We start from the raw sequence: 23,271 nt of genomic DNA, 5'->3' as shown, positions 1-23,271 counted from the left end.
TATCAGACCTCTTCACCACCCGCGCGGGCGCGGTCGAGCATGGATGCCTCGTCCTTGCCATAGCGCGTCAGCACAATCAGCAGCAGCGCGACGATCACCGGGCAGACCCACATCAGCGAAATCAGCGCGGCGGCCAGGTCATTGCCGTTCTGGTCGGAAATGATCCCGACCACATAGGGGCCGAGACCCTGGCCGAGCAGGGTCATGATGACGAGGTAGGTCGAGAAGATGATCCCGCGCATGCGCGGCAGGGCCAGGCCCAGCAGCAGGGCATAGGTCGGCGGCAGCCACAGCGTCAGGATCAGCGAGAAGACGGTGTAGCGGAGGTAGAAATCGCTCAGCGTTTCGGCGCTGTAGGTCCAGATCCCGAAGAAGGGCGAAATGCCCAGCGACAACAGCACCAGGAAGATCATCCCGCGCGTGCCCATCTTGCCGCCCAGCCAGTCGGCCAGCGGTCCGGCCACCAGCGCGCCGATGGTTGCCAGCACGGCGGATAGCAGGCCGAACTGCAGGCCGACGTCGGCCATCGACAGCTCGAATTGCCGGATCAGGATCTGCGGGCTGGCGAACATCACGCCATAGTTGATGGCGGTCTGCAGGCCGCCCATCACCATCAGCAGCAGCAATGACGGATTGAGCGCGACCTTGAAGGTGGGCTTGTCGGTCAGGCGGAAGTTCTGGAACAGGTTGAGCACCACGAAGGCGCCGAAGCCGAACACGCTCCATTGCAGCACATGCGGACTGATTGACACGGCGCCGAAATCGAGCGGCGGGCGCGGCGAGAAGTCGCTGGTGACCTGCACCATCAGGGCGCAGAAGCCCACGATTACTGCCAGGCCGACAAGGTTGATGGTCCACTGTTTCGCCCCGGCGTCATGGCGCCACAGGTTCATCCAGTTGGTGCCCGGCGTCACCGCGCCCAGTACGCCTGCGCTGGCCTTGAACGGGGCCGGATCGGGCTTGGTCTTGATGCCGTCCATCGCGCCGCGCTCGGGCTCGCGCAGCTTGTAGATCAGCCATGCCAGCGGGAAGCCGGGCAGGGCGGCGACAAGGAAGGCGAACTGCCAGCCAGCAAAGCCGAAGTTGGCCCCGCCAGCGGCCACGCGGTTGTCCCACCATTCGGCCGCCACGCCGCCCAGCGCCATCGACAGGCCAAGGCCCAGCGCCAGGCCGACACCGAGGCCGCCCATGGCAAGGCCGCGGCGGCCCTTGGGCAGGCTGTCGAACAGGATGGAATTGGCGGCAGGCTGCGTCGCCGCCTCGCCGATGCCCACGCCGAGGCGCGAGATGGCAAGCAGGGTGAAGCCTTGCGCAAAGGCGGACAGGCCGGCGAAGAACGACCAGCCGGCAAGGCAGATCGCCAGCAGCTTGGTGCGCACCCAGCCGTCCACCAGCCGTCCCAGCGGCAGCGAGAACAGCGCGTAGAACAGCGCGAAGACCGTGCCGTAGAGCAGGCCCATCTCGGCATCGCCGATGCCCAGGTCCGCGCGAATATCGTTGGCGAGGATGGAGAGGATCTGCCGGTCGAGCAGGCTCATCATCTGCGCCGAGGACATCAAGATGATGGCGTGCCAGCCATAGCGGCTGATGCGGTTGCTGTCGGGTGCCTCGCTGGATGCCGGAGCGATCGGCATTCCTGGTGCCGTACCCGCAGCGTCAGGTGCAGTATTGGGTGTATCGCTCACAAGCCGCCCTTCAAATCCCGAACAGCGCTTCCGCATTTGTCTGGAAGAACTTGCGCTTGGCATCGGGGCTGATGTCCATGGCGTCAAGACGGCGCACCTCGTCCGGTACAAATTGATACGGATAGTCCATCGCGTAACAGACGCGGTCTTCGCCCATGACTTCCATCATCAGCTTGATCGACGCGGGACTGGGAAGGCCGGAGTTGGTGCCCCACACATTGGTGCGCAGGTAATGGTGCAGGCCGTGCTGCAGCGGCTTCAGCCGTTCGTAGCGCTTGGAGCGTACACCCGCGTTGAACATGTAGTCGAAACGGTCGATCCAGAACGGCAGGCCTTCGCAGCCGTGGCCCAGCACCAGCTTGAGCGAGGGATAGCGGTCGAACACGCCGGTCGTAAGCAGGCGCAGCGCGTGGTAGCTCGTCTCCATCGCGAAACCGAAGATCGCGCCTTCGAGGCCTGCCTCCACCATGCCGCCGATCATGTTGTCGGGCGGGCCTTGCGGGTGGATGTAGAGCGGGATGTCCATGTCCGCGCAGGTGCGTAGGATGGGGTCGAACTGCTCCTCGTCGAGGTAGTGGCCGTGGGTGTGGGAGTTCACCTGCACGCCGACGAAGCCCAGTTCTTCCTTGCCGCGCTTCAGCTCCTGCGCCGACCATTCGGGGTCCTGCGGGCAGATCGCGGTCATGCCGATGAAGCGGTCCGGATAGCGCTCGCAGGCGTCCTTCAGCTGGTCGTTGCCGCGCGTGACGATGCCCTTGGCCTCGTCGAGGTCGAACAGCGACTGCACCCCCGGGCTGGTCATGGCGAGCACGGCCTTGTCGATACCGCTTTCGTCCATCGCCGCTATGCGCAGCGGCCCGAGGTCGAGCAGGCGTTCGCGGATGAAGGTCGTGCGTTCGCTGGGGCTGGTGCCGTAGAAACCCCACAGCGAAACCGTGCCCTTGTCGGCGCGGCCTTCCTTCACCAGCCGCAGGATGGCGTCCATCTGCTCGGCAGTGCCGAAGGCTTCTTCGGTGGCGATGCGCAGGTAGCCGTGCTGGCCACCGGTCTTCAGTTCTGTTGTCACGCGCTTTCCTCTCCCTTGTCGCGCTTGATAGCGGTCAGGCCTCGTGGATGGCTTTCACCACCATGCAGGCCTTCACGCCCTCGGGGCCGTCTTCGCTGCCGTGGCCGGACCACTGGACGCCCTGGAACGGGGCATCGGGACCGGCAATCATGTGGGTGTTGAGGCCCATCATGCCGACCTGCACCTCGTCCGCCAGGCGGCGCTGGCGCTGCACGTCGTTGGTCCAGGCGTAACCGGCCAGGCCGTAAGGCAGGCGGTTGGCCTCGGCGATCATCTGTTCTTCGCTGGCATAGGGGTTGATGAGCGCGAGGGGGCCGAACGGCTCTTCGTTCATCACTTCGGCATCGAGCGGGATTTCGCTCAGCACGGTCGGCTGGAAGAAATAGCCCTGGTTGCCGATGCGTTCACCGCCGGTGTTCACCTTGGCACCCTTGCTCTTGGCGTTGGCCACGAACTTTTCCATCGCGTCGGGACGGCGCGGGTTGGCCATGGGGCCCATCTGCGTTTCCGGGTCGAGACCGTCACCAACCTTGGTGGCGCCAAGGCGCTCGGCCATGCCGTCGCGGAACTTCCCGAACACGTTTTCCTGCACGATGAAACGCGTCGGACTGACGCAGACCTGGCCGGCGTTGCGCGTCTTCCCGGGCGCGGCGGTGGCCAGCACCTTCTCCATGTCGGCATCGTCGAACACCAGCACCGGGCCGTGGCCGCCAAGTTCCATGGTGGTGCGGATCATGTTGTCCGCCGCCAGCTTGGCAAGGTGCTTGCCGACCACGGTCGATCCGGTGAACGACAGCTTCTTGATGATCGGCGAACCGAGCAGGTGGCGGCTGACTTCATCGGGCACGCCGAACACGGCCTGCGCCACTTCCTTGGGCAGGCCTGCGTCGTAGAGGCACTGCAGGATGCCCAGCGCCGATGCCGGGGTTTCCTCGGCCGACTTGAGGATGATCGAGCAGCCCGCGGCGACTGCAGCACCCAGCTTGCGGCTGGGGTTGCCGAGCGGGAAATTCCACGGCGCGAAGGCGGCGATGGGGCCAACCGGCTCCCACCGCACGGTGGAGCGCTGGCCCACCGGACGTACCAGTTCGCGGCCATAGATGCGCTGGCATTCGCCCGCAGCGAAATCGAACCAGCCGGCAGAAGCCATGCATTCCATCCTGGTCTCGCCGACCGGCTTGCCTTCCTCCATCGTCGCGACGCGGGCGAGGTCGTCCGCGCGTTCGCGGATCAGCGCGGCAGCCTTGTGCAGCACGGCGGCGCGCTGGGCGGCGGGCGTGTAGCGCCAGATCTTGTAGCCGCGCTGCGCCACTTCCAGCGCCCGGTCGAGGTCTGCCGGGTCTGCCAGCGGCAGTTCGGCCAGCGTCTCGCCGGTGACGGGATTGACGACATCGAAGGTGCGGCGGCCACCGCCGGACACCCGTTCGCCGTCGATTACCATGTGGAGGCTGGGGTACTGGGTCATTTGCTCTCTACCTCGTAATACCTGCGGAAGCGGGACCGTGGCCCCGCTTCCCTGCATCGCTGTTCTGGAACCCCGCTGCTGCGAGGTCGTCGGGCAGGCCTTAGCCCTTCGCCTTCTCGCGCGCCACATCGCCTTCCCAGCGATCCGCCTTCATTTCCTCACCGGTGATCGGGTGCTTCATGTGGAAGGGCAGCAGCTTGTGCGTCGGCCACAGCCAGTGGTCGTCGATCAGCGCGTCCGGACCCGACGGGTCTTCGGGATAGAGCACCTTGGGGAAGGGCACATATTCGGGATCGGTGTAGGCCCAGCCCTTTTCGAAGTCGGCGTGCCAGTGCGGGAAATAGTTCAGCACGTGGATGCGCCACTTGCCGTCTTCGCCCTTCTTGTAGACGTTCTCGTAGAGGCCGCCTTCCCACCACTGGCGGGCCTTCAGATGCGGGGCGTCGCCCTCGTAATCCTTGTGGCGACCGGCCTGCATGGTGGAACGGCCGCGCAGGCGCGCGGTCTTGCCGTCGGGGTCGATGTCGATGATCGTCTGGATCTGCGGGTGATCCAGCAGGAAGCCGTCGATCGGGCCGTTGTTGTTGTAGGTGAAACGCTTGCGGAAGCGGTCGATGTAAAGGCGCGCGACGCCCGCCTTGCCCTTCCACACGCCGCCGAAGAAACGCACTTCGCCGTCGTCGGTGAACAGGTCTACCACCTGGTCATACATGCATTTGTCGATCAGGTAGCCATAGAGGTACTGCAGCTTCTTGACGTCCAGCTCGTCTTCACGCTGGGTCAGGCGCTTGTCCATCTCGGCCACCTTGGCCTCGAGCGCTGCGATGCGATCTTCCGACATACCGATTCTCTCCCAATTTGTATGTTGTGCATACAATTGTGTGAGCGCCCCGCGCCTGTCAACGGCGTGATTGTATCATTCGTTAGATACCTAGTGCTTCAAGCCGCTCCACCTCTTCGCGGTAGGGCCGGATGGCGCGCCACATGAACAAGGTGGCAATCGGCATGAAGACCGCCGCGACGATCAGCAGGGCCTGCCACAGCTTGGCCGGATCGCCCACGATCAGGTCGCTCACAGAGCCGATCACGAAGCTGCCCATGGCGCCGAAAAAGGTGAACATGAACAGGTAGAGCGCCGTCACCTGCCCGCGCATCTCGTTGGGCGCGATACGCTGGATGGCCGCGTTCTGCGCCGGTGCGCCAGCCAGCCCGAACATGGCCGTGGCCGCCATGCAGCCCAGCGCCAGTTCGGCATAGGGCATCAGCGGCGTCAGGATGGCGAAGGTCGTGGTGCAGGTGAAGATGATGGCGCAGGCGCGGATGTTGCCGTCCTTGTACTTGCGGTTCATCCAGCTGACGAAGACCCCGCCCAGCACGATGCCGGTGATCGAGGCGACGAACAGCAGCGGGCCGAGCAGGTTGCCGATATCGGCCTCGGTCCAGCCGTATGTGCGGCTGATGAAGGGCACGCGCCAGGCGGGCAGGCCCTGGCTCTCGATGGCGGACAGCGCCAGCGCGGCGAACAGCGGCCAGTAGGTCGCGCCGCGCAGGTTGATCGCGCGAATGGCATCGAAGCCGGTGAAGGCCAGCAGCTTGCGGCCCATCGGCGCATCGGCGGGCACCAGCCGCGCGGAATCGGGCGGCGAGCGGCGCGGGGGTTCGCGCACCAGCAGGAACAGGATCGCCGCCAGCAGGCCCGGCAGGCCGATGATGATCAGCACCAGCTGCCAGTTGAAGATCGCCAGGCCGAGGAACTCGATCCTCTCGGGGAACTGCTCGGTCCAGGCGATCAGCTGGCCGCCGCCCCAGGTGCCGCCCGACTGGCCAAGCACGAAGCCGAACTGCACGAGCGCGAAGACGATGGGGATGCGCACCGGCCGGAAGGCGTCGGCCAGCAGCGAATAGGAACCTGGTCCGTGCGCCGATCCGCCCGCACCGACGAACAGCCGCGTCCCCACCAACTGGGCGAAGTTCTGCGCCAACCCGCCCAGCGCCGTGATTGTGCCGAGCACGGCAATGCCGGCTGCCAGCACCTTCTTGCGCGGGAAGATATCGACCAATCGCGAAAGCGGGATGCCGACGAAGACGAAGGCGATCACGCTGGCCGGACCCAGCAGGAAGCCGAGCGCGGAATCGCTGAGTTCGAAGCTGGCGCGCATCTTCTCGGCCAGCATGGCAAACACCGTCTGGTCGAAGAAGGTCAGGAACATTGTCAGGACGATGACGAACAGCGCGTACCAGCCCGCTGTTTCGCTTGGCCATTGCCGTTCCGCCGCCGGTGCGTCACCGGTTGCGGGCGCTTCGGCCACCAGGGGTCCTGCCATCAAATTCTCCCGACCTGCTTTGCTTTTGGTGCTCAATCCTTGCCACGCAGGCCCCGCGATTCCATGACGCAGGTCAAACAAGACCAAGAAATATCAAGACGGAGAGGATTCGCCCCATGCCCAAGTACCCCGCCACCTACGCCCAGGACCGCGCCGAGATCGAAGACCTGATGGCGCGCTACCTCCTGGCCATGGATTGGAACGATTTCGACATGTACGCCGAAACCTTCACCGAGGACGGCACGCTCGATTACGCTGGCGGGCAGACCGTGGGCCGCGAGAACATCCGGGCCGAGGCCAAGGAGTTCAAGGAACGGGTCGGCACCATCTTCAAGGACATCGACGGCAATCCCGCCATCCTGCGCCACATCCTGTGCCATTCGGTGATCCGCGTCGAAGGCGACAAGGCCTGGCACACGGGCTTCTGGTTCGAGACCGCCAACGATGGCCCCAAGGTTCCCTCGCAAGGCAGCCCCGACGGCTTGCGCAAGACGCCGACCATGGGCAGCTTCGGCACTTACGAGGACGAGATCGTGCGCGTCGACGGCGAGTGGAAGTTCAAGTACCGCAACATCCGCAACGAGTTCCTGCATGGCCGCGCAAGCCGCCCGGAAAACCCGGTGCGCGAACTTGATCGTGCAGCGGAAGGCTCGCGTTCATTCTCGCCGGTCTAAGGGCGATCGCATGATCCGCACCGCACTCGCTTTCGCCCTTGCCGTCACGCCGACTCTGGCCACTGCCCAGGCTGCCGCGCCGCAGCTGGGTGTGGAGCACCGCATGCTGGTGCGCTGCTCTGCCGCTTTCGCGCTGGTCGCTTATCGCCAGGACAACGGCAATGCCGAGGCCATGCGCTATCCGGCCATGGCCGAACGCGGGCGCGAATTCTTCGTGCGGGCCAGCGCGCAGGTGATGGACGAGGCCGGTCTCGACCGCGACCAGATCCAGGCGGCCCTGTCCGCCGAAGCGCAGGACATGGTCGACAACGGCACGCTGGACCAGGTGGTGCCGGTCTGCCTCAACCTGCTCCCCGAAGAATAGCGGAGATCGCCGGATAATTGGCACTTGGCCGCTGGACCGCGCGCGGCGCATGCGGCATTAGGCGGCGGATAAACATGTGGCAGCTTTATCATTTCCCGCTCTGTCCGTTCAGCCGCAAGGTGCAGCTCGCCCTGAGCGAGAAGAAGGTGCCTTTCGCCCTGCGGCTGGCCTACCCGTGGGAAGATGACGAGGACTTCCACCGCCGCAATCCGGCGGGCAAGACTCCGGTCCTCTACCAGGAAGAACGCCGCCTGACCCTGGCCGACAGCCAGGCGATCTGCGAGTATTTCGAAGAGACCGAGAGCAAGAGCCCGCTGTTGCCCGGCTCGGCCCAGGCGCGCGCGGAGATCCGCCGGCTGGTCGCGCTGTTCGACGATGCGCTCTACAACGGTGTCACCGCGCCGCTGCTGCACGAGAAGATGAAGAAGCGGCTGTTCCTGCGGCAATCGCCCGACAGCCGCGTGCTGCGGCAGGCGACGCGGGTGCTGCACGACCATCTCGATTACATCGACTTCCTCGTCGACCATAACCGCTGGTTGGGCGGGGCGCAGCTCAGTCTCGCTGACTTTGCCGCTGCCGCGCAACTGTCGGTGATCGACTACCTCGACTGCCTCGAATGGTCGGACCATTCCAGCGCCCGCAACTGGTACCGCGTGATGAAAAGCCGTCCCAGCTTTGCCCCGTTGCTGACCCAGAAGATGGAAGGCCTGCCGCCGCCAAGGCACTACGCGGACGTGAACGCCTAGTTTGTTTTTCGAGGCCGCCTCCGCGGCCTCGTCCTCCCGGCTATTCCCTCCGCTGCGCTTCGGGGCCGGTGCGGGCGGGCGGTCGCCCTTGCGGTCCGCCTTTGGCGAACCGATATAGCGCTCCGTAGCTAACTTGCGGGGGTATCGGGCGCGATCAGCGCCCGACAAAGGGCGACCGCCCGCCCGCAGGTGCCGCGCAGCGCAGCGGAGCGAACAGCGCCGCGGACGCTCGCGCGGAGGCGCGAGCGAAAGGAAAACAGATGGCCCAGAAAATCACCCTCACCGAAGCCGAATGGCGCGAGAAGCTGACGCCGGAGCAGTATCGTATCCTGCGCGAGGCGGGCACCGAGCGGGCCTTCACCGGCAAGTACGAGAAGAACAAGGCCGCGGGCGAATACAGGTGCGCCGGCTGCGGCCAGCCACTGTTCGTGAGCGATGCCAAGTATGACAGCGGCTCCGGCTGGCCCAGCTTCACCTCGCCCGCTGCTGCCGAGGCGGTGGAGGTGAACCAGGACGTGTCGCACGGCATGGTGCGCACCGAGGTGGTCTGTTCCAACTGCGAAGGCCATCTCGGCCATGTCTTCCCCGACGGTCCCGGCCCCGAAGGGCTGCGGTATTGCATCAATTCCGCCGCCCTGGCCTTCGAACCGGAGGAAAACCAAGGCGATTGAGCGCGTGACCCGTTCACGCTGGATTAGCATTGCCCTATGCATGACTCCCCGGAAACGGGACATTGCCGGGCGCCGGGCGCCTGCTGACAGGAATTGACGGCTTATGGCCAGGCGGCGGGGCACCAGCTCCAACAAACGAGGGTACCGGTCGCGCAAGGCGGCTTCGGCAGCGCGCGAGCGTGAAGCACGGGCAGGTGGCTGGAAGCCGTGGTTGTGGATGTGGACCAAGCGCCTTTTCCTGGTCGGCACCCTTGCCGCGCTGCTGGGCGCGATTGCCCTGACCACGGCGGTCTACTTCGCCTCGCGCAGCCTGCCATCCTACGCCGCGCTGCGCGAAAGCCAGCACGGGCAGACCATCGTGGTGCGCGCACGCGACGGCTCGCAGATCGTCGAGATGGGGCCGAGCTATGGCCAGTGGCTGACAGCTGACGAAATTCCCGATGTGATGAAGCACGCCATGGTCTCGGTGGAAGACCACCGGTTCTATTCGCACTTCGGCGTCGATCCGATGGGCCTGGCGCGCGCGGTCTACAACGCTTTCGCCGAGGACCGGCAGGTGAGCGCCACCTCCACGATCACCCAGCAGCTGGCGCGCAACGTTTTCCTCAATTCCAACCGCACGTTCGATCGCAAGATCCGCGAGGCGGTGCTGGCCATGGCGCTCGAATGGCGCTTCTCCAAGGAGCAGATCCTCGAGCTGTACCTCAACCGGGTTTACTTCGGCGGGGGTGCCTATGGCATCGATTCCGCCAGCCGCCGGTTCTTCAGCCACTCGGCGCGCGAACTGACGCTGGAGGAAGCGGCGATCATTGCGGGCATGGTGAAGGCGCCCAGCCGCTATTCCCCCACCGCCGATCCGCAACGTGCGGTCGACCGTGCCAACGTGGTGGTGGCGCAGATGGTCAACTATGGTGACCTCGATCCGGCAGAGGCGCGTGACGTGAACCTCGACACGGTGAACCTGCGCGAGGATGTCGGGCAGAACTCGATGCGCTATTTCACCGACTGGGCGCTGCCGCAGCTCGACCTGCTGCTGCCCGACGACAATTTCGAACCGATCGAGGTCTGGACCACGCTGGACGTCGGCATGCAGGCCGCAGCCACGACCGCGATCCAGTCCAACGCGCCGGACGGCGCGCAGGGGGCGTTGGTCAGTCTCGACCGTGACGGGGCGATCCTCGCCATGGTCGGCGGGACCGATTACGTCACGTCCAACTACAACCGCGCAACCGATGCCTTGCGGCAGCCGGGATCGTCGTGGAAGCTGTTTGTCTACCTCGCCGCACTGGAAGCGGGCTACCGGCCTGACGACCACGTGCAGGACGTGCCGGTGACCATCGACGGCTGGTCGCCGCGCAATTCGGGCGGATCCTATGCCGGCGACATCGACGTGCGCACGGCCTTTGCCTATTCCAAGAACTCGGTCGCGGCGCAGCTGGGCAACGAGGTGGGCTTCTCCAACGTAGCCAGCATGGCGCGGCGGTTCGGCATCACCTCGCCCATCTCCACCTATCCGGCCATGGTGCTGGGCAGCAGCGAGGTGCGGCTGATCGACATGACCCGCGCCTATGCCGCCGTCTCTGCGCGCGGGCAGTCGATCGAGCCCTACGGCATCATCCGCGTCACCACGGCAGACGGCGAGGAGATCTACCGCCACCGCAGCGCGCGGCCCTATACCCTGGTGCCCGACTACGTCGCCGCCGGGATCACCGACCTGCTGCAGACGGCGGTGGCCACCGGTACCGGGCGTGCGGCGCAGATCGGCCGGCCCGTGGCGGGCAAGACCGGCACGACCAATTCCAGCCGCGACGGCTATTTCGTCGGCTTCTCCAGCGGCATTACCACCGGCGTGTGGATGGGCCGCGACGACAATGGCCGCGTTCCCGGTCTGCAGGGCGGCACCGCGCCCGCACGCGCCTTCGCTGCCTACATGCGCTACGCCGTGCGTGACCGGCCGGTGGAGGAATTCGATACCGACCTGCAGCTCCCGGCCTGGCAGCTCGAGCCGGACGACGAGTTCTATTACGGCGAGAACGACGACTATTACTTCTACATCGACGACCAGGGGAACCTGGTCGAGCCACGCAGCACGGAAGAGCAGTTCGACGATGCCTTCGGCGTCGAAGGCGAAGGCGAGAACGTGGTGCGCGAGAACATCGATCCGCGCCGCAATACCGAGCGACCGGCCCAGTCGGGCTCCGGTTCCGGCTCCAGCTCGCGCGAGGCCCCGCCGGCGGCGAGCGATGACTTCCTGGAAAGGGCTACCGGACGGCAAGTGCCGGACGACAAGCCCAACCGGAAGCGGGCTGTCGATGCGATGATTTCAGAGCGCAGGGATTAGGGGAAGTTTGTATTGCGCACCGACCTCCGTCGGTGCGTCCTCGCTAGACGCGCTCCGCTTCGCTGCGCGCCCGCTGCGGGCGGGCAGTCGCCCTTGCCTTCGCTACTCTCGGTATTGGTGAACCGCAGCTAGCTGGCACTATTCTCGGTCGCGATCAGCGACCGACCGAGCGCACGCGCGCGACCCGCAGGTGCCGCGTAGCCCGAAGGGCGGAGCGAACTGCACCGAGGACGAGCCTGCGGAGGCAGGCTCATGAGACAATCAATCTAGCGAGGATGCACCCGCGGAAGCGGGTGCACCAACCTACTGATCCATGAACCGTACGGGCACCGACTGGGTCAGGCCGCCCGGCGCCTGCAGGCGTAGCAGCACCGCTTCGCGGCCCGCTGCCTGTGCGTCGGAGAGGATCGCTTCCAGCTCTTCCACGGTGGCGATCGACTGGCCGTTGGCACCTAGGATCATGACGCGGCGGGCGAGGCCGCGGCGCGCGGCGTCCGAGCTCGGGTCGACGCCCGTGATGGCAACGCCCGTGGTATCGTCCGCCACGCCCAGCTGGCGTGCGATCTGCGGAGTGATCTCGACCGCGTCGATGCCGAGCAGTTCCTGCATCAGGCCGGCACCCTTGTCGGGGGTGTTGTCCTGCGGCGTATCCTCGTCATCGCCCTGGAACATCTGCTGCTGCATCAGTTCCTCGTCGCTGGGACGGCGGCCGACAGTCAGCGTCACGCGGTTGCGTTCACCGTTGCGAATAAAGACCAGCGGCACGCGCGTGCCGGGAGCGATATTGGCGACGATGCGCGACAGGGTGTTGTCGGGCGTCACGTCCTCGTTGTTGACCGAGATCACCACGTCGCCGGCGCGCAGGCCGGCGCCTTCGGCAGCTTCGCCGGGCTGGACGCTCTGGATCAGCTCGCCGCGATCTTCCTCGATGCCCAGTGCCTCGGCGATGTCGTCATCCACCGCCTGGATACGCACGCCGATATAGCCGCGCAGGATTTCCTCGCCGGCGATCAGCGCCTGCACGATCGGCGAGGCGTCCTCTGCCGGGATGGCAAGGCCGATGCCGACGCTGCCGCCCGAGGGAGAGAGGATGGCATTGTTGATGCCGATCACATTGCCCTGCATGTCGAACAGCGGGCCGCCGGAATTGCCGCGGTTGATGGAGGCGTCGGTCTGGATGTAGCGGTCGAATGCGCCGCCCTGGCCGGTGGTGCGCTGCACGGCGGAGACGATGCCGCTGGTAACAGTGCCGCCGAGGCCGAAGGGGTTGCCGATGGCAATCACCCAGTCGCCCACACGCGCCTGCGAACTGTCGCCGAAGCGGACGAAGGGGAACGGCTGCGCGCGGGTAATCTTCAGCACCGCAAGGTCCGACGAGGGGTCCGTGCCCACCAGTTCTGCCGGATATTCGGTGCCATCGGGCAGGGTAACGGTGACTTCTTCGAGCGTCGCCCGTGCGTCGGGGGCAACCACGTGGTTGTTGGTAACGACATAGCCGTCGGCCGACACGATGAAGCCCGAACCCAGCGACTGGGCCTCGCGCGTGGTCGGACCGTTATTTCCACCACCGCGGCGGTTGAAGAACTGGTCGAACGGGTTTTGCGACGGCGGGATGGTGATCGACTGGCGGGTGGAGATGTTGACCACCGCAGGCTGCAGCACCTCGGTCAGGTCCGCGAAGCTTGCGGGCGCACCGCCCACTGGCACCGCGTTTTCCATGTGGATGCGGTCGTTCTGGGCCACCTGCGCCCCGGCGGGAAAGCCGGTCAGCATGGTAACGGTTGCCCCGCCTGCAAGCAGGGCCGAAGTGATTGCATAGGAGTATCGCACAGGCTTCACGTCCTTATATGTCCTTCGTCTCAAGCGGTCCTACCGGAAAAACCCGGCGGCCGGATTGGTTTCAAGTCCTCTCGTCCCGAGGCTCGCCACACACTCCAGTGCGGCTGAACACGCGTTTAACGACAGATGTAATCGACAGCCTGCATCCGGTCAGCGATAGCTCGCCTATTGTCCGGGGTTGCGGAACTGCCGCAGGTATTCGTTGTCCGGGCTCATGATGATCGCGCTTTCGCCGTCACCCGACATGAAGGTCATGCGGTAGGACTGCATGGCGCGGTAGAAGTCATAGAAACCCGGGTCCTGGTTGTAGGCCTCGGCATAGATGCGCGCGGCCTGGGCGTCGGCTTCGGCCTCGATGATCTGCGCATCGCGGCGACCGCCGGCACGGATCGTCTCGGCTTCTTCCTGCCGGTCCGACCGCATGCGGTTGAAGGCCGCATCCAGCGGTGTGCCCACAGGCAGGTCAGCCTGCATGATGCGCACGTCGATCACCTGCGCGCCATACTGGCGGGCCTGCCGGTCCAGCGCATTGCGGATCGCCGTCATCGCACGTCCGCGTTCGGGTGTAAGCAAGTCGGCAAACGAGTTGCGACCCAGCTCCTGCCGCAGCACCGAGGTAAGGATCGGTTCGAGCTGGTTGACCAGCTGGTCCTCGCTCGCCGTGGTTTCGACGAACAGCACCGGATCGTAGATGCGGTAGCGGGCATAGGCGTTGACCTCGAGGCGCTGCTGGTCTTCCGACAGCACGGTCTCGTCTTCCATGTCGAGGGCGAGGATACGCCTATCGACCATCTGCACCCGTTCAAACATCGGGATGCGCCAGGTCAGGCCAGCGCCTTCGCCGTACTCCTGGTCCGGGTTGAAGCGGTTGATGACGCGGACCGGTTCACCGGTGCGGATCACCACGGCCTGGTGCGTTTCCGGCACGATCACGACCGAGCTCATGGCAACCACGGCGGCCACTGCGGCAAGGATGATCAGGCTCTTGTAGCGCTGCCACATGTTACTGCCCTCCCTGCGCGGCTTGCTGGCCTTCGGACGGGGTCACCGTCAGCGTCGGCCCCTGCGACGCGTTCCGGCGGCGCTGCACTTCGGGCAGCGGCAGGTACGGCGTCACGCCCTCGGTTTCGATGATGGTCTTGTCGGTATCGCGCAGCACGGCCTCCATGGTTTCGTAATAGAGGCGTCGCCGCGTCACTTGGGGTGCGAGGCGATACTGCTCGTAGATCTCGTTGAATTCGGCCGCGCTACCTTCGGCGCGGGCGAGCACCTGCTGTTCATAGCGGCGCGCGTCGTTGAGGTTGCGTTCGGCGTCCTGCCGCGCGGCGAGCACGTCGTTGAACGCCTCGATGACCTGCTGCGGAGCCTCGGTGCGGGCGATTTCCACGCCCTGTACCTGGATACCGGCACCGTAGGTGTCGAGAATGCCCTGCATCCGCGAACGCACGCGGGTTTCCACCTGCTCGCGGCCTGCACCCGACAGCACGGTGTCGAGATCGGTTTCCGCCACGGCAGCGCGCATCGCCGATTCGGCGGCATCCTGCAGCGTCTCCGTCGGGTCAGCCAGCTGGAACTTGAACTTGACGAGATCCCTGATGTTCCAGCGCACGAGATAACTGAGGTCGACCAGGTTCTGGTCACCGGTCAGGATCAGGTTTTCCTCGCCTTCACCGATGGTGTTGCGACGAATGACCGAAACGTTCTCGACCTCGACCATCTGGATCGGCCAGGGGAGCGTGTACTCGGTGCCGGGATTGAGCGTGCGCGAATATTGCCCGCCCATCCAGGTCACGATTCCCTGTTCGCGCGGCTGGATGAAGTGGATCGAGGTGGCGATGATCCAGACGCCCAGAATCGCCGCCATGGCGATGGGGAACCAGCTCTTGCCGTCGGGGCGTTGCGGGATGCGGAAGCTGGGTCCGCCGCCTCCGCCACCGGAGCCGCCACCGCGGCGCGGGCCGCCACGACCCTTGAAGATATCCTCGATATTGGCTGAACGGCGTCCCCGATCGTTGCCGCCACCGGGCAGCCAGGGATTGCGCGGCCCGCGCGGAGGAGGCGCATCGCCACCGCCGCTGCCTTCGCCGCCGGTTTCGGGAGCGTCACCGCTGCCGCCGTCGCCGGAGCCACCACCGTCACCACCGCCCGGGGGCTTGCCCCAGGGATTGCGCTTGCCGGCCATTGCGAGGCCAAACCTTTCGAAAAACCCGCCCAAAATTGTCATGCCTTCCTCTATAGGAACGCTTTCACCAAAAAACAGGGGGTCTGGTGAGCAATAATGCTGACCTCGGCGCGGCGACACGCTAGTCCACCGCCCCATGAGTAGTGAAAAAGCCATCAAATCCGCCATCCCCGCAGAACTTTCCGGCATGATCCGCTCGGCCAAATTCGCCGAGGGGGTCGCCACCATTGTCGCTGACGCCAGCGGCCTAGGCCGCAGCGCCATGGCGCAATTGCAGCGCGAGCTGGAACAGGCCGTGGGCGCCTTGCCCGAGGTAAACGAAGTGCGCGTGGCGCTGATGGCCGACAAGCGCGAGCGCAAGATCGTGGTGGTCGGATCGGGCAAGGGCGGTGTCGGCAAGTCGACCCTGACCGCCAACCTCGCCGTGGCCCTGGCCAGGTCGGGCATGAAGGTGGGCGTGGTCGACGCCGACATCTACGGCCCCTCGCAGCCCCTGTTGCTGGGCACGGCCAACGAGAAGGTCCGCGCCGAAGGGCAGACGCTGATTCCGGTGCAGACCGAATTCGGCGTCAGCATGCTGTCCATGGGCCAGCTGATCGAACCGGGCCGCGCGATTGCCTGGCGCGGGCCGATGGTCGGCAAGGCGCTGGAACAGCTGATGGAAGCCGATTGGGGTGACACGGACCTGCTGCTGGTGGACCTGCCGCCGGGCACGGGCGACGTGCAGCTATCCATGCTGCAGAACTTCAAGCCTGCCGGCGCCGTGGTGATCTCCACCCCACAGGACCTCGCACTGATCGACGCAACCCGCGCGATCGACCTGTTCAAGCAGGCCAAGGTGCCGATCATCGGTCTGGTGGAGAACATGGCAGGCTATCTCTGCCCGGAATGCGGCGCGGTCAGCGCGCCCTTCGGCCAAGGTGGCACCGAAAGCGCCGCGCAGGCGCTGGGCGTGCCGTTCCTTGGCCGCGTCCCGCTGGCGATGGAAATCCGCGTGGCCAGCGATACCGGCCAGCCGCCTGCCGCCAACGAGACGCAGCACGGCCCGCACTTCTCGGGGATCGCGGCGCAGGTCGCCAGCTACCTGGCGGGTAGCCAGGGCTAGGCCATGAAGGTCACGCGGCGCGGATTGCTGGCAGGGGCCGCCGTCGGCGGCGGCCTGCTGGTGGCCTGGACCCTCGTACCCCGCAGCTTCGACAATCCCTTGCAGCCGGGTGACGGCGAGATCGCCGTCGATGCCTGGCTCAAGATCGCCGAGGATGGCGTGGTCACCGTCGCCGTGCCGCAGCTGGAGATGGGGCAGGGCGTCACCACCCTGCTGCCGCAGATCGTCGCCATGGAACTCGGCGCCGACTGGCGGCAAGTGGCGGTGGAGCCTGCCCCCGTCAGCGGAGCCTATGCCAATGTCCCGCTGGCCGCGGCCTGGTCTCCGCTGTGGCGCCCGATGATCCCCGCGCTGGCAGACGAGCCGGACGACCTGCTGCTGCGGAACTGGGCACAGGAAAACCGCTTTACCGTAACCGCTGGCGGCACCACCCTGGCCGCTTACGAGCGGGCCTGCCGCGAGGCTGGCGCCGCCGCCCGGGCCATGCTGGCCATGGCCGCGGCCGAGCGCTGGGACGTTTCGTGGGAACAGTGCCGTGCCGAGAACGGCGTGATCTACCATGGGGCCAATTCCGCCAGCTTCGCCGAACTGGCGCTGGAGGCTGGCCGCCACGACCCGCCCGATCCGCCGCCGGTGCGCCCCGCGGCACCTGCCGAACGCGCACCGGCAGAGGGCGTGGCCGAGCGCGAACTGCCGCTCGCCTTCCCGCGGCTGGACCTGCCCTCGAAGGTGGACGGCACCTATGTCTTTGCCGGCGATGTGCGCTTGCCGGGCATGGTCTATGCCGCGATCCGCCACGGCCCGCAGGACAAGTGCGAACTGCTGGAATACGATGCTGCGCGTGCAGCGGGGCAGCGCGGGCTGGTCAAGCTGGTCGAATCGAAGCGCTGGCTGGCCGCCATTGCCGACAACTGGTGGGCTGCCGAACAGGCCCTACAGAAGATCGCCCCGCGCTTTGCCGTCGAACGCCCGATCAACACGACCAGCATGGAAGACATGCTGGCCAATGCCTTGAGCGCGGCGGGCGGCGCCGTGATCGAGAAGCGCGGCAATGGCATCGACGGATACGACTTCGACCTGGCCTTGCGTTACGACGCCGCGCCGGGCGTGCACGCCACCATCGAGACCAGCACGGCCACCGCCCGCTTGCAGGATGGCATCCTGGAACTGTGGTTGCCGACGCAGGCGCCCGAAGCCGCACGGGCGGCGGCGGCCAAGGCATTGGGCATGAGCGCGGCCGATGTCGTGCTCTACCCCGTTGGTGCAGGCGGCAGTTTCGACCGGCGGCTGGACAACCAGGTGGCGATCCAGGTCGCCCTGCTGGCGAGGGAGGCGGGCCAGCCGGTGCAGCTGACCTGGTCGCGCTGGCAGGAACTGGCCGCCAGCTATCCGCGCGCGCCCATGGCCGGGGTGATGGCGGCAGAGACGGACGATTCGGGCAATATCCGCCGCCTTCGCGCGCGGGTCGCCAGCCCGCCGACAATGCGCGAATTCGGCCGACGACTGTTCGACAACGAGGTGACCTGGGCTGCGATCGATGCGCTGGAAGGCGAGGCCGATCCCATGGCCGTGGCGGGCCTCTCGCCGCCCTACAACATTCCCGACGTCTCCGTGGAACATGTGCCGGTCAGCCTGCTGCTGCCGACGGCACCGATGCGCGGGCAGGCCGACGGCGTGACCTGCTTCATGCGCGAATGCTTTATCGACGAACTGGCCCACCGGCACGAACGCGAGCCGATGAGCTACCGCATCGCCATGCTGGGGCAGGACGCGCAGTTGGCTGACGTCCTGCAGCGCGCCGCCCGGCTGGCAGCATGGGATGGCGGCACGCCCGGCAGCGGGCAGGGGATCGCTTGCCACCGGATGCAGCTGGGGGACGCGGTCGGACGCATTGCCGTTGTGGCCGAAGCCAGCGCTGGCGAAGGCGGCGTACGCGTGCGGCGGCTGTTTGCCAGCGCCAACCTGGGCCGCGTGGTCAACCGCGACATCGCCTTGCAGCAGGTCGAAGGCGGACTGGTCTTCGGCCTCGCCATGGCGCTGGGCTGCGGAGCCGAATATTCGCAAGGCCTGCCGACGCAGCAGCGGCTGGCATCGCTCGACATTCCCGCCCTGTCCGACTGTCCGGAGATCGAGGTGGAGCTGGTCGACAGCGAAGAGGCCCCGTTCGACCCTGGTGAAATTGGCGTGCCGCCAGTCGCCCCGGCAGTGGCCAATGCATTTTTCAGCGCAACAGGGCTTCGCTTGCGGCGCCTGCCGCTGCTATCGGCCCTGGTATGACCTGGACAGAGCAACAGCTACCGGCGGACCATCCGCCGGTGAAATCGGGCAAGGTGGGCGTGCTGGTGGTGAACCTCGGCACCCCCGAGGCAGCCGAAACCGGCGCGGTGCGCCGCTACCTTGGCGAATTCCTTTCGGACAAGCGCGTGATCGAGATCCCCGCGCTGGTCTGGCAACCGATCCTGCGCGGCATCATCCTCAACACCCGCCCAGCCAAGAGCGCGGCGGCCTATCGCGAGGTCTGGACCGACAAGGGCTCCCCGCTCGCCGCCATCACGGCGGACCAGGCGATCGGCTTGCAGGAACGGCTGGGTGCCGAAACCAACGGGGGTGTCACGGTCGAATGGGCCATGCGCTATGGCAAGCCGTCGATCCCCGAAGCGCTCGAAGCGCTGATGGACGGTGGCTGCGAACGGATCCTGCTCGCCCCGCTCTATCCGCAGTACTGCGCTGCCACGACCGCCACCGTGGTCGACAAGGCCGCAGACTGGCTGCGCGAGCGGCGCTGGCAGGCGAGCCTGCGCACCCTGCCGCCCTACCATGACGATCCGGCCTATATCGGCGCGCTCGCCACGGACCTTGGCCGCCAGCTCGATGCGCTCGATTTCGTGCCGGAGGTCCTGCTGCTGAGCTTCCACGGCATGCCGCAGCGCACGCTCGACCTCGGCGATCCTTACCACTGCCATTGCCGCAAGACCGCACGCCTGCTGGAAGAGGCCATGGCGCAGACGGGCAAGTACCCGGACCTGCGCATGGTGACGACATTCCAGAGTCGCTTCGGCCGCGCAAAGTGGCTGGAACCCGCGACTGACACCACGTTGGAGGAAGAAGGGGTCAAGGGCACCAAGCGGCTGGCCATTGCTGCGCCGGGCTTCTCCGCCGACTGTCTCGAAACGCTCGAAGAGCTGGCGATCCGCGGCAAGGAACAGTTCCTCGAAGCGGGCGGCGAGCAGTTCGCCACCCTGTCGTGCCTCAATACCAGCGAGCCGGGCATGGCCATGCTGGAGACGATCATCCGCCGAGAGCTGGGCGGATGGATCTGAGGTTCGGCGGCGGCCTGCTGGCGTGCCTGCTGTGCGCCTGCACCACGCCTTCTGCCATCAGCAACTCTGCCACGCACCAGCAGGCCGGGCCGCAGTGCAACCTGCTGCCCGCCGAGGTCTGGTCAAGCACGGCCTATGCCGGCTGGTCGCAAGGCCAGTTGTGCAATGCCGGGCAAGGGCCACTATGGCAGGGCACGCCCGACGGGATTGCCCGCATTACGCGCTTCACGTTCACCCACGGCCACGCGAGCTTTTTCCGTTATGCCGTGATCAGCGAGCGCGACGATGGCCGCGCATGGATCGAATTCGGCGGCGGTGGCTATGGCGAAGACGGCGTGCGCAGCGGGTGGGAAGCATTGGAGCCGCACCGCCGCGACCTGTCTGCCGAAGACCTCGCGCGCTTCAACGCGCTGGCGGAGTCGACCGGCACCTTCGAGCATTCGGTCGGCACATGGGACGGTGGCGAGCTGTACATGCATTGCCAGCTGCTGGAGATGGAACGCGCCGAAGGAAGCGACTACAGCTTCTCCTCGGTCAATATCGGCTGCAACCAGCCGGAGCGATTGATGCCGCTGGTGCGCCACGTGATGGACCTGGCCTGGCTGGAATTCGCTGAGGAAGGACGCTTGATCCGCTGAGCCATGGCTACCGAAATGCTTATCCTGTTCGCGGCGGTCTTTGCGATAAACCTGCTGCCCGCCTTCGGACCGCCGACATGGTCGGTGATCGTCTTCTTCGGCCTCACCAGCAACCTGCCGTTGCCGGTGCTGGTGGTGACGGCTGCCCTGGCATCGTCGAGCGGCCGCTTTCTGCTCGCCCACGGGTTCCGGCTGCTGGCCGGCCGGGTGTCAGACAAGACCAAGCGCAGCCTGGCCGCCGCGCGCGCGGCCTTCGAACGGCAGCGGCATCACGGCCTGATGGCGCTGGTCTTCTTTGCCGTCTCGCCCTTGCCATCGGCGCAGCAGTTCGCAGCCGTCGGGCTGGCGGGGGTGCGCATCCTTCCCTTCATACTGGCCTTCTTTGCCGGGCGGCTGGTGTCCTACAGCTTCTACGCCATTACCGCGAAGATTGCTGACCGCTACACCTCGCTGGGCGACGTGTTCCGCGAATCGCTCACCAGTCCCTGGGGCATTGCCATCCAGCTGGTGCTGCTGGCGGGCCTGGTGGCCATGGTGAAGATCGACTGGACGCGGTTGTTCGGGCCCGCGCCAGAGCATGCAGAAGAACATGCAAAGGAAGAAGAAGGGAAGGGCGAGGGCTGATCCCCTTGGCCCTTGTGCTATCCGCCGCGATCACCGATGAATCGCGCAAACAGAAATCCAGAGGAGACCACACGATGAAAGCCCTGTTCGCCACCAGCCTTGCCGCCACCGCCCTGCTGGCCGGATGCGCACAGGAACCTGCCGAGGTGCCGCTGGACGGCGCATGGGTCCTCGACGGTGACCGGTCGCAGGTGTCCTTCGTCACGGTGAAAGCGAGCCAGGTCGCCGAGGTGCATCACTTCGGTGAGGTCTCGGGTAGCGTCAGCGCCGATGGCGGCGCGTCGGTCGCCATCGACCTCGCCTCGGTCGAGACCAATATCGACATCCGCAACGAACGCATGCGCGATATCCTGTTCCAGGTGGCAGAGTTCCCGCAGGCGGAAGTCACCGCCGCGCTCGACCCGGCCGACTTTACCGGCCTTTCCGTGGGCGACGCACTGACCACCTCTGTCGACCTCACGGTCAACCTGCACGGCAGCAGCGCCACCATGCCGGCAGACCTGCTGGTGACGCGCATCGGGGATGACCTGGTGAAGGTGGAAACGGCGCAGCCGCTGGTGGTGGCCGCAGCCAGCTTCGGGCTGGCCGAAGGCGTGGCCGAGCTGCAGTCGGTCGCCAACCTCGATTCGATCACCACGCAGGTGCCGGTATCGGTGTCGCTGGTCTTCGCCCGGGATGCGGCCGACGAGACTGCCGACTGATCAGAAGTCGACGGCAATGCCCTTGTTTACCCAGTCGCCGTAGCGGGTGGGGCTGAGTTCCTCGTCCACCTTCGGCGCCTCGGGCGCGGGGACCGGATCGTTGCTCCAGTGGGCAGGCTTCACAAAGCCTTCGGGACGTTTGGTCGCGCGTTTCATGGTGCGGCCTCTATGCTGCCTCTGGCGCGGGGACGCAACTGGCCCTAGGGCCGTGGCATGGCCAAGACCCCCGGACTGCAACCGCGCCGTGCCGCGCTGAAGATGCTCGACGCCGTGCTGCGCCGGGGCGAGACGCTGGAGCAGGCGGGCGGGGCGGCGAACAGCCTCGGCCAGCCGAGCGACCGTGCGCTGGCCCGTGCCATTGCCGCTGAAGTGCTGCGCTGGCTGGTCGATCTCGACGCGCTGATCGACAGCGCCACCAAGCAGGTCCTGCCTGACGACGCCAAGGCGCGCATGGTGCTGCGCATGATGCTGGCCCAGTGGCTGCGGCTGGAAACGCCGCCGCATGCCGTGGTGGCGACGGCCCTGCCCTTGCTCGACGGCGGCCCGCGCAAGCTGGCCCACGGGGTCTTCGCGACCCTGACGCGGCAAGAGGTGACCTTGCCCGAAGTGCCCACGCTGCCGCCCGCCGTGGCTGAACGTTGGGGCGAACGGACCGGGGCCATCGCTGCCGGGATTGCCGTGCCGCCGCCGCTCGACCTCGCGCTGAAGGCGCCTGCGGAAACGGACCACTGGGTGGAGAAGCTGGGCGGCACCAGCCTTGCCGCCGGCCATGTGCGCCTGCCGCGCGGGTCAGCCGTGGAAGACCTTCCGGGCTACGAACAGGGCGCATGGTGGGTGCAGGACCTTGCCGCCTCCATCGTGGCGAATGTCTGCGGTGCCGGGGCAGGCCGCGCGCTCGATCTCTGTGCCGCGCCGGGCGGCAAGACCATGGCGCTGGCGGCGGCCGGTTGGCAGGTCACCGCGCTCGACAACAATGCGCGCCGCATGTTGCGCCTGCGCGAGAACCTCGCCCGCACCCGCCTCGACGCGCAGACGGCGATTGCCGACGTGCTGGAATGGGAGCCGGAGGAAAAGTTCGCCGCGATCCTGCTCGATGCGCCGTGCACGGCCACGGGCACCTGCCGCCGCCATCCCGAAGTGATCCACCGCATCGGCCCGCGCCAGATCGCCGAGGCGGCCGAACTGCAACGCGCCATGATCAGCCGCGCGGTGGACTGGCTCGAGCCGGGCGGAGTGTTCGTTTACGCCGTCTGCTCGCTCGAAGCCGAAGAAGGCGAGGAACAGGCGCGCTGGATCGACAGCGAACTGGGTCTCGAACTCCTGCCGATTACCACCACAGACCTGCCTGAAGGGATCGAACCCACGCCCGAAGGCTGGGTCCGCACCGATCCCGGAATGTTTAACGAAGCAGGCGGAATGGACGGCTTCTTCATCGCCCGCTGGCACAAACCCAAGGCTGGCTGAAGTTAACTCAGCTTTGCCTGAGCAGTTGCCGGCAAGTTAATGGATCGCAGGAGGCGACAGGC

General features: G+C 66.3%; 21 protein-coding genes. 12 read left to right on the top strand and 9 right to left on the bottom strand.

Annotated features, from left to right (window positions below):
• Positions 1-2 precede the first annotated feature (2 nt).
• The 5 genes from AAEO60_RS12570 to AAEO60_RS12550 all read right to left on the bottom strand — a co-directional run bounded on the left by AAEO60_RS12570 (position 3) and on the right by AAEO60_RS12550 (position 6,540).
• On the bottom strand, positions 3-1,685 hold the full coding sequence (locus tag AAEO60_RS12570) for an MFS transporter (protein ID WP_341674053.1): 1,683 nt from the start codon (positions 1,683-1,685) through the stop codon (positions 3-5).
• Positions 1,686-1,695: 10 nt separating this feature from the next.
• Positions 1,696-2,751 (bottom strand): amidohydrolase family protein, encoded by a 1,056-nt coding sequence (locus AAEO60_RS12565; protein WP_341674052.1) that lies wholly within the window; start codon positions 2,749-2,751, stop codon positions 1,696-1,698.
• A 34-nt stretch (positions 2,752-2,785) separates the two neighbouring features.
• Positions 2,786-4,216: an NAD-dependent succinate-semialdehyde dehydrogenase gene (locus tag AAEO60_RS12560; protein WP_341674051.1), complete on the bottom strand. Its 1,431-nt coding sequence runs from the start codon at positions 4,214-4,216 to the stop codon at positions 2,786-2,788.
• A 100-nt stretch (positions 4,217-4,316) separates the two neighbouring features.
• Positions 4,317-5,057: a nuclear transport factor 2 family protein gene (locus AAEO60_RS12555; RefSeq protein WP_341674050.1), complete on the bottom strand. Its 741-nt coding sequence runs from the start codon at positions 5,055-5,057 to the stop codon at positions 4,317-4,319.
• Positions 5,058-5,139: 82 nt separating this feature from the next.
• On the bottom strand, positions 5,140-6,540 hold the full coding sequence (locus AAEO60_RS12550) for an MFS transporter (protein ID WP_341674049.1): 1,401 nt from the start codon (positions 6,538-6,540) through the stop codon (positions 5,140-5,142).
• A 116-nt stretch (positions 6,541-6,656) separates the two neighbouring features.
• Here AAEO60_RS12550 and AAEO60_RS12545 point away from each other — a divergent pair, with 116 nt between their 5' ends.
• From AAEO60_RS12545 to AAEO60_RS12525, 5 genes are all read left to right on the top strand, one after another.
• Positions 6,657-7,214 (top strand): nuclear transport factor 2 family protein, encoded by a 558-nt coding sequence (locus AAEO60_RS12545; RefSeq protein WP_341674048.1) that lies wholly within the window; start codon positions 6,657-6,659, stop codon positions 7,212-7,214.
• A gap of 10 nt (positions 7,215-7,224) precedes the next feature.
• Complete coding sequence (locus AAEO60_RS12540; RefSeq protein ID WP_341674047.1) at positions 7,225-7,578, top strand: hypothetical protein; 354 nt, start codon at positions 7,225-7,227, stop codon at positions 7,576-7,578.
• A gap of 74 nt (positions 7,579-7,652) precedes the next feature.
• On the top strand, positions 7,653-8,324 hold the full coding sequence (locus AAEO60_RS12535) for a glutathione S-transferase family protein (protein WP_341674046.1): 672 nt from the start codon (positions 7,653-7,655) through the stop codon (positions 8,322-8,324).
• Between the two features lie 260 nt (positions 8,325-8,584).
• On the top strand, positions 8,585-8,995 hold the full coding sequence (gene msrB / locus AAEO60_RS12530; RefSeq protein WP_341674045.1) for a peptide-methionine (R)-S-oxide reductase MsrB: 411 nt from the start codon (positions 8,585-8,587) through the stop codon (positions 8,993-8,995).
• Positions 8,996-9,098: 103 nt separating this feature from the next.
• Positions 9,099-11,336, top strand: a complete 2,238-nt coding sequence (locus tag AAEO60_RS12525; RefSeq protein ID WP_423970177.1) for a transglycosylase domain-containing protein — start codon at positions 9,099-9,101, stop codon at positions 11,334-11,336.
• 303 nt (positions 11,337-11,639) lie between these two features.
• Here AAEO60_RS12525 and AAEO60_RS12520 read toward each other — a convergent pair whose 3' ends face one another.
• From AAEO60_RS12520 to hflK, 3 genes are all read right to left on the bottom strand, one after another.
• Positions 11,640-13,166 carry a Do family serine endopeptidase gene (locus AAEO60_RS12520; protein WP_341674687.1) on the bottom strand — a complete coding sequence of 509 codons (1,527 nt, stop codon included), beginning with the start codon at positions 13,164-13,166 and terminating at the stop codon, positions 11,640-11,642.
• A 174-nt stretch (positions 13,167-13,340) separates the two neighbouring features.
• Entirely contained in the window at positions 13,341-14,177 is an 837-nt protein-coding gene (gene hflC / locus AAEO60_RS12515) for a protease modulator HflC (RefSeq protein WP_341674044.1), read from the bottom strand.
• Position 14,178: 1 nt separating this feature from the next.
• Positions 14,179-15,357, bottom strand: a complete 1,179-nt coding sequence (gene hflK / locus AAEO60_RS12510; RefSeq protein ID WP_341674043.1) for a protease modulator HflK — start codon at positions 15,355-15,357, stop codon at positions 14,179-14,181.
• A 136-nt stretch (positions 15,358-15,493) separates the two neighbouring features.
• Here hflK and AAEO60_RS12505 point away from each other — a divergent pair, with 136 nt between their 5' ends.
• From AAEO60_RS12505 to AAEO60_RS12480, 6 genes are all read left to right on the top strand, one after another.
• Positions 15,494-16,462: an Mrp/NBP35 family ATP-binding protein gene (locus tag AAEO60_RS12505; RefSeq protein ID WP_341674042.1), complete on the top strand. Its 969-nt coding sequence runs from the start codon at positions 15,494-15,496 to the stop codon at positions 16,460-16,462.
• A gap of 3 nt (positions 16,463-16,465) precedes the next feature.
• Positions 16,466-18,739: a molybdopterin cofactor-binding domain-containing protein gene (locus tag AAEO60_RS12500; protein WP_341674041.1), complete on the top strand. Its 2,274-nt coding sequence runs from the start codon at positions 16,466-16,468 to the stop codon at positions 18,737-18,739.
• On the top strand, positions 18,736-19,782 hold the full coding sequence (gene hemH / locus AAEO60_RS12495; RefSeq protein ID WP_341674040.1) for a ferrochelatase: 1,047 nt from the start codon (positions 18,736-18,738) through the stop codon (positions 19,780-19,782). The genes AAEO60_RS12500 and hemH overlap by 4 nt, the downstream gene beginning before the upstream one ends.
• A complete protein-coding gene (locus AAEO60_RS12490) occupies positions 19,773-20,420 on the top strand; it encodes a hypothetical protein (RefSeq protein WP_341674039.1) in 648 nt (215 codons plus the stop codon). The genes hemH and AAEO60_RS12490 overlap by 10 nt, the downstream gene beginning before the upstream one ends.
• A 3-nt stretch (positions 20,421-20,423) precedes the next feature.
• A complete protein-coding gene (locus tag AAEO60_RS12485; RefSeq protein ID WP_341674038.1) occupies positions 20,424-21,044 on the top strand; it encodes a hypothetical protein in 621 nt (206 codons plus the stop codon).
• Positions 21,045-21,118: 74 nt separating this feature from the next.
• Entirely contained in the window at positions 21,119-21,745 is a 627-nt protein-coding gene (locus tag AAEO60_RS12480; RefSeq protein WP_341674037.1) for a YceI family protein, read from the top strand.
• Here the strand turns inward: AAEO60_RS12480 and AAEO60_RS12475 are convergent, their stop codons facing one another.
• Positions 21,746-21,901 (bottom strand): DUF1674 domain-containing protein, encoded by a 156-nt coding sequence (locus AAEO60_RS12475; RefSeq protein ID WP_341674036.1) that lies wholly within the window; start codon positions 21,899-21,901, stop codon positions 21,746-21,748.
• A 57-nt stretch (positions 21,902-21,958) separates the two neighbouring features.
• On the opposite strand from AAEO60_RS12475, the gene AAEO60_RS12470 reads away from it, so the two are divergent.
• A complete protein-coding gene (locus AAEO60_RS12470) occupies positions 21,959-23,209 on the top strand; it encodes an RsmB/NOP family class I SAM-dependent RNA methyltransferase (RefSeq protein ID WP_341674035.1) in 1,251 nt (416 codons plus the stop codon).
• The last annotated feature ends 62 nt before the right edge of the window (positions 23,210-23,271 follow it).

This window comes from Aurantiacibacter gilvus, assembly GCF_038289935.1.
GTDB classification, from domain to species: Bacteria; Pseudomonadota; Alphaproteobacteria; order Sphingomonadales; family Sphingomonadaceae; genus Alteraurantiacibacter; species Alteraurantiacibacter gilvus.
Note: the sequence above shows the minus strand (reverse complement) of the source record. Positions and strands in the feature narration are given on the sequence as shown.

Excerpts from the sequence above, each read along its gene's own strand:
- AAEO60_RS12560 (WP_341674051.1), bottom strand. The coding sequence starts at position 4,216 with ATGACCCAGTACCCCAGCCTCCACATGGTAATCGACGGCGAACGGGTG.
- AAEO60_RS12555 (WP_341674050.1), bottom strand. The coding sequence starts at position 5,057 with ATGTCGGAAGATCGCATCGCAGCGCTCGAGGCCAAGGTGGCCGAGATG.
- AAEO60_RS12550 (WP_341674049.1), bottom strand. The coding sequence starts at position 6,540 with ATGGCAGGACCCCTGGTGGCCGAAGCGCCCGCAACCGGTGACGCACCG.
- AAEO60_RS12545 (WP_341674048.1), top strand. The coding sequence starts at position 6,657 with ATGCCCAAGTACCCCGCCACCTACGCCCAGGACCGCGCCGAGATCGAA.
- AAEO60_RS12540 (WP_341674047.1), top strand. The coding sequence starts at position 7,225 with ATGATCCGCACCGCACTCGCTTTCGCCCTTGCCGTCACGCCGACTCTG.
- AAEO60_RS12535 (WP_341674046.1), top strand. The coding sequence starts at position 7,653 with ATGTGGCAGCTTTATCATTTCCCGCTCTGTCCGTTCAGCCGCAAGGTG.
- msrB (WP_341674045.1), top strand. The coding sequence starts at position 8,585 with ATGGCCCAGAAAATCACCCTCACCGAAGCCGAATGGCGCGAGAAGCTG.
- AAEO60_RS12525 (WP_423970177.1), top strand. The coding sequence starts at position 9,099 with ATGGCCAGGCGGCGGGGCACCAGCTCCAACAAACGAGGGTACCGGTCG.
- hflC (WP_341674044.1), bottom strand. The coding sequence starts at position 14,177 with ATGTGGCAGCGCTACAAGAGCCTGATCATCCTTGCCGCAGTGGCCGCC.
- hflK (WP_341674043.1), bottom strand. The coding sequence starts at position 15,357 with ATGGCCGGCAAGCGCAATCCCTGGGGCAAGCCCCCGGGCGGTGGTGAC.
- AAEO60_RS12505 (WP_341674042.1), top strand. The coding sequence starts at position 15,494 with ATGAGTAGTGAAAAAGCCATCAAATCCGCCATCCCCGCAGAACTTTCC.
- AAEO60_RS12500 (WP_341674041.1), top strand. The coding sequence starts at position 16,466 with ATGAAGGTCACGCGGCGCGGATTGCTGGCAGGGGCCGCCGTCGGCGGC.
- hemH (WP_341674040.1), top strand. The coding sequence starts at position 18,736 with ATGACCTGGACAGAGCAACAGCTACCGGCGGACCATCCGCCGGTGAAA.
- AAEO60_RS12490 (WP_341674039.1), top strand. The coding sequence starts at position 19,773 with ATGGATCTGAGGTTCGGCGGCGGCCTGCTGGCGTGCCTGCTGTGCGCC.
- AAEO60_RS12485 (WP_341674038.1), top strand. The coding sequence starts at position 20,424 with ATGGCTACCGAAATGCTTATCCTGTTCGCGGCGGTCTTTGCGATAAAC.
- AAEO60_RS12480 (WP_341674037.1), top strand. The coding sequence starts at position 21,119 with ATGAAAGCCCTGTTCGCCACCAGCCTTGCCGCCACCGCCCTGCTGGCC.
- AAEO60_RS12475 (WP_341674036.1), bottom strand. The coding sequence starts at position 21,901 with ATGAAACGCGCGACCAAACGTCCCGAAGGCTTTGTGAAGCCTGCCCAC.
- AAEO60_RS12470 (WP_341674035.1), top strand. The coding sequence starts at position 21,959 with ATGGCCAAGACCCCCGGACTGCAACCGCGCCGTGCCGCGCTGAAGATG.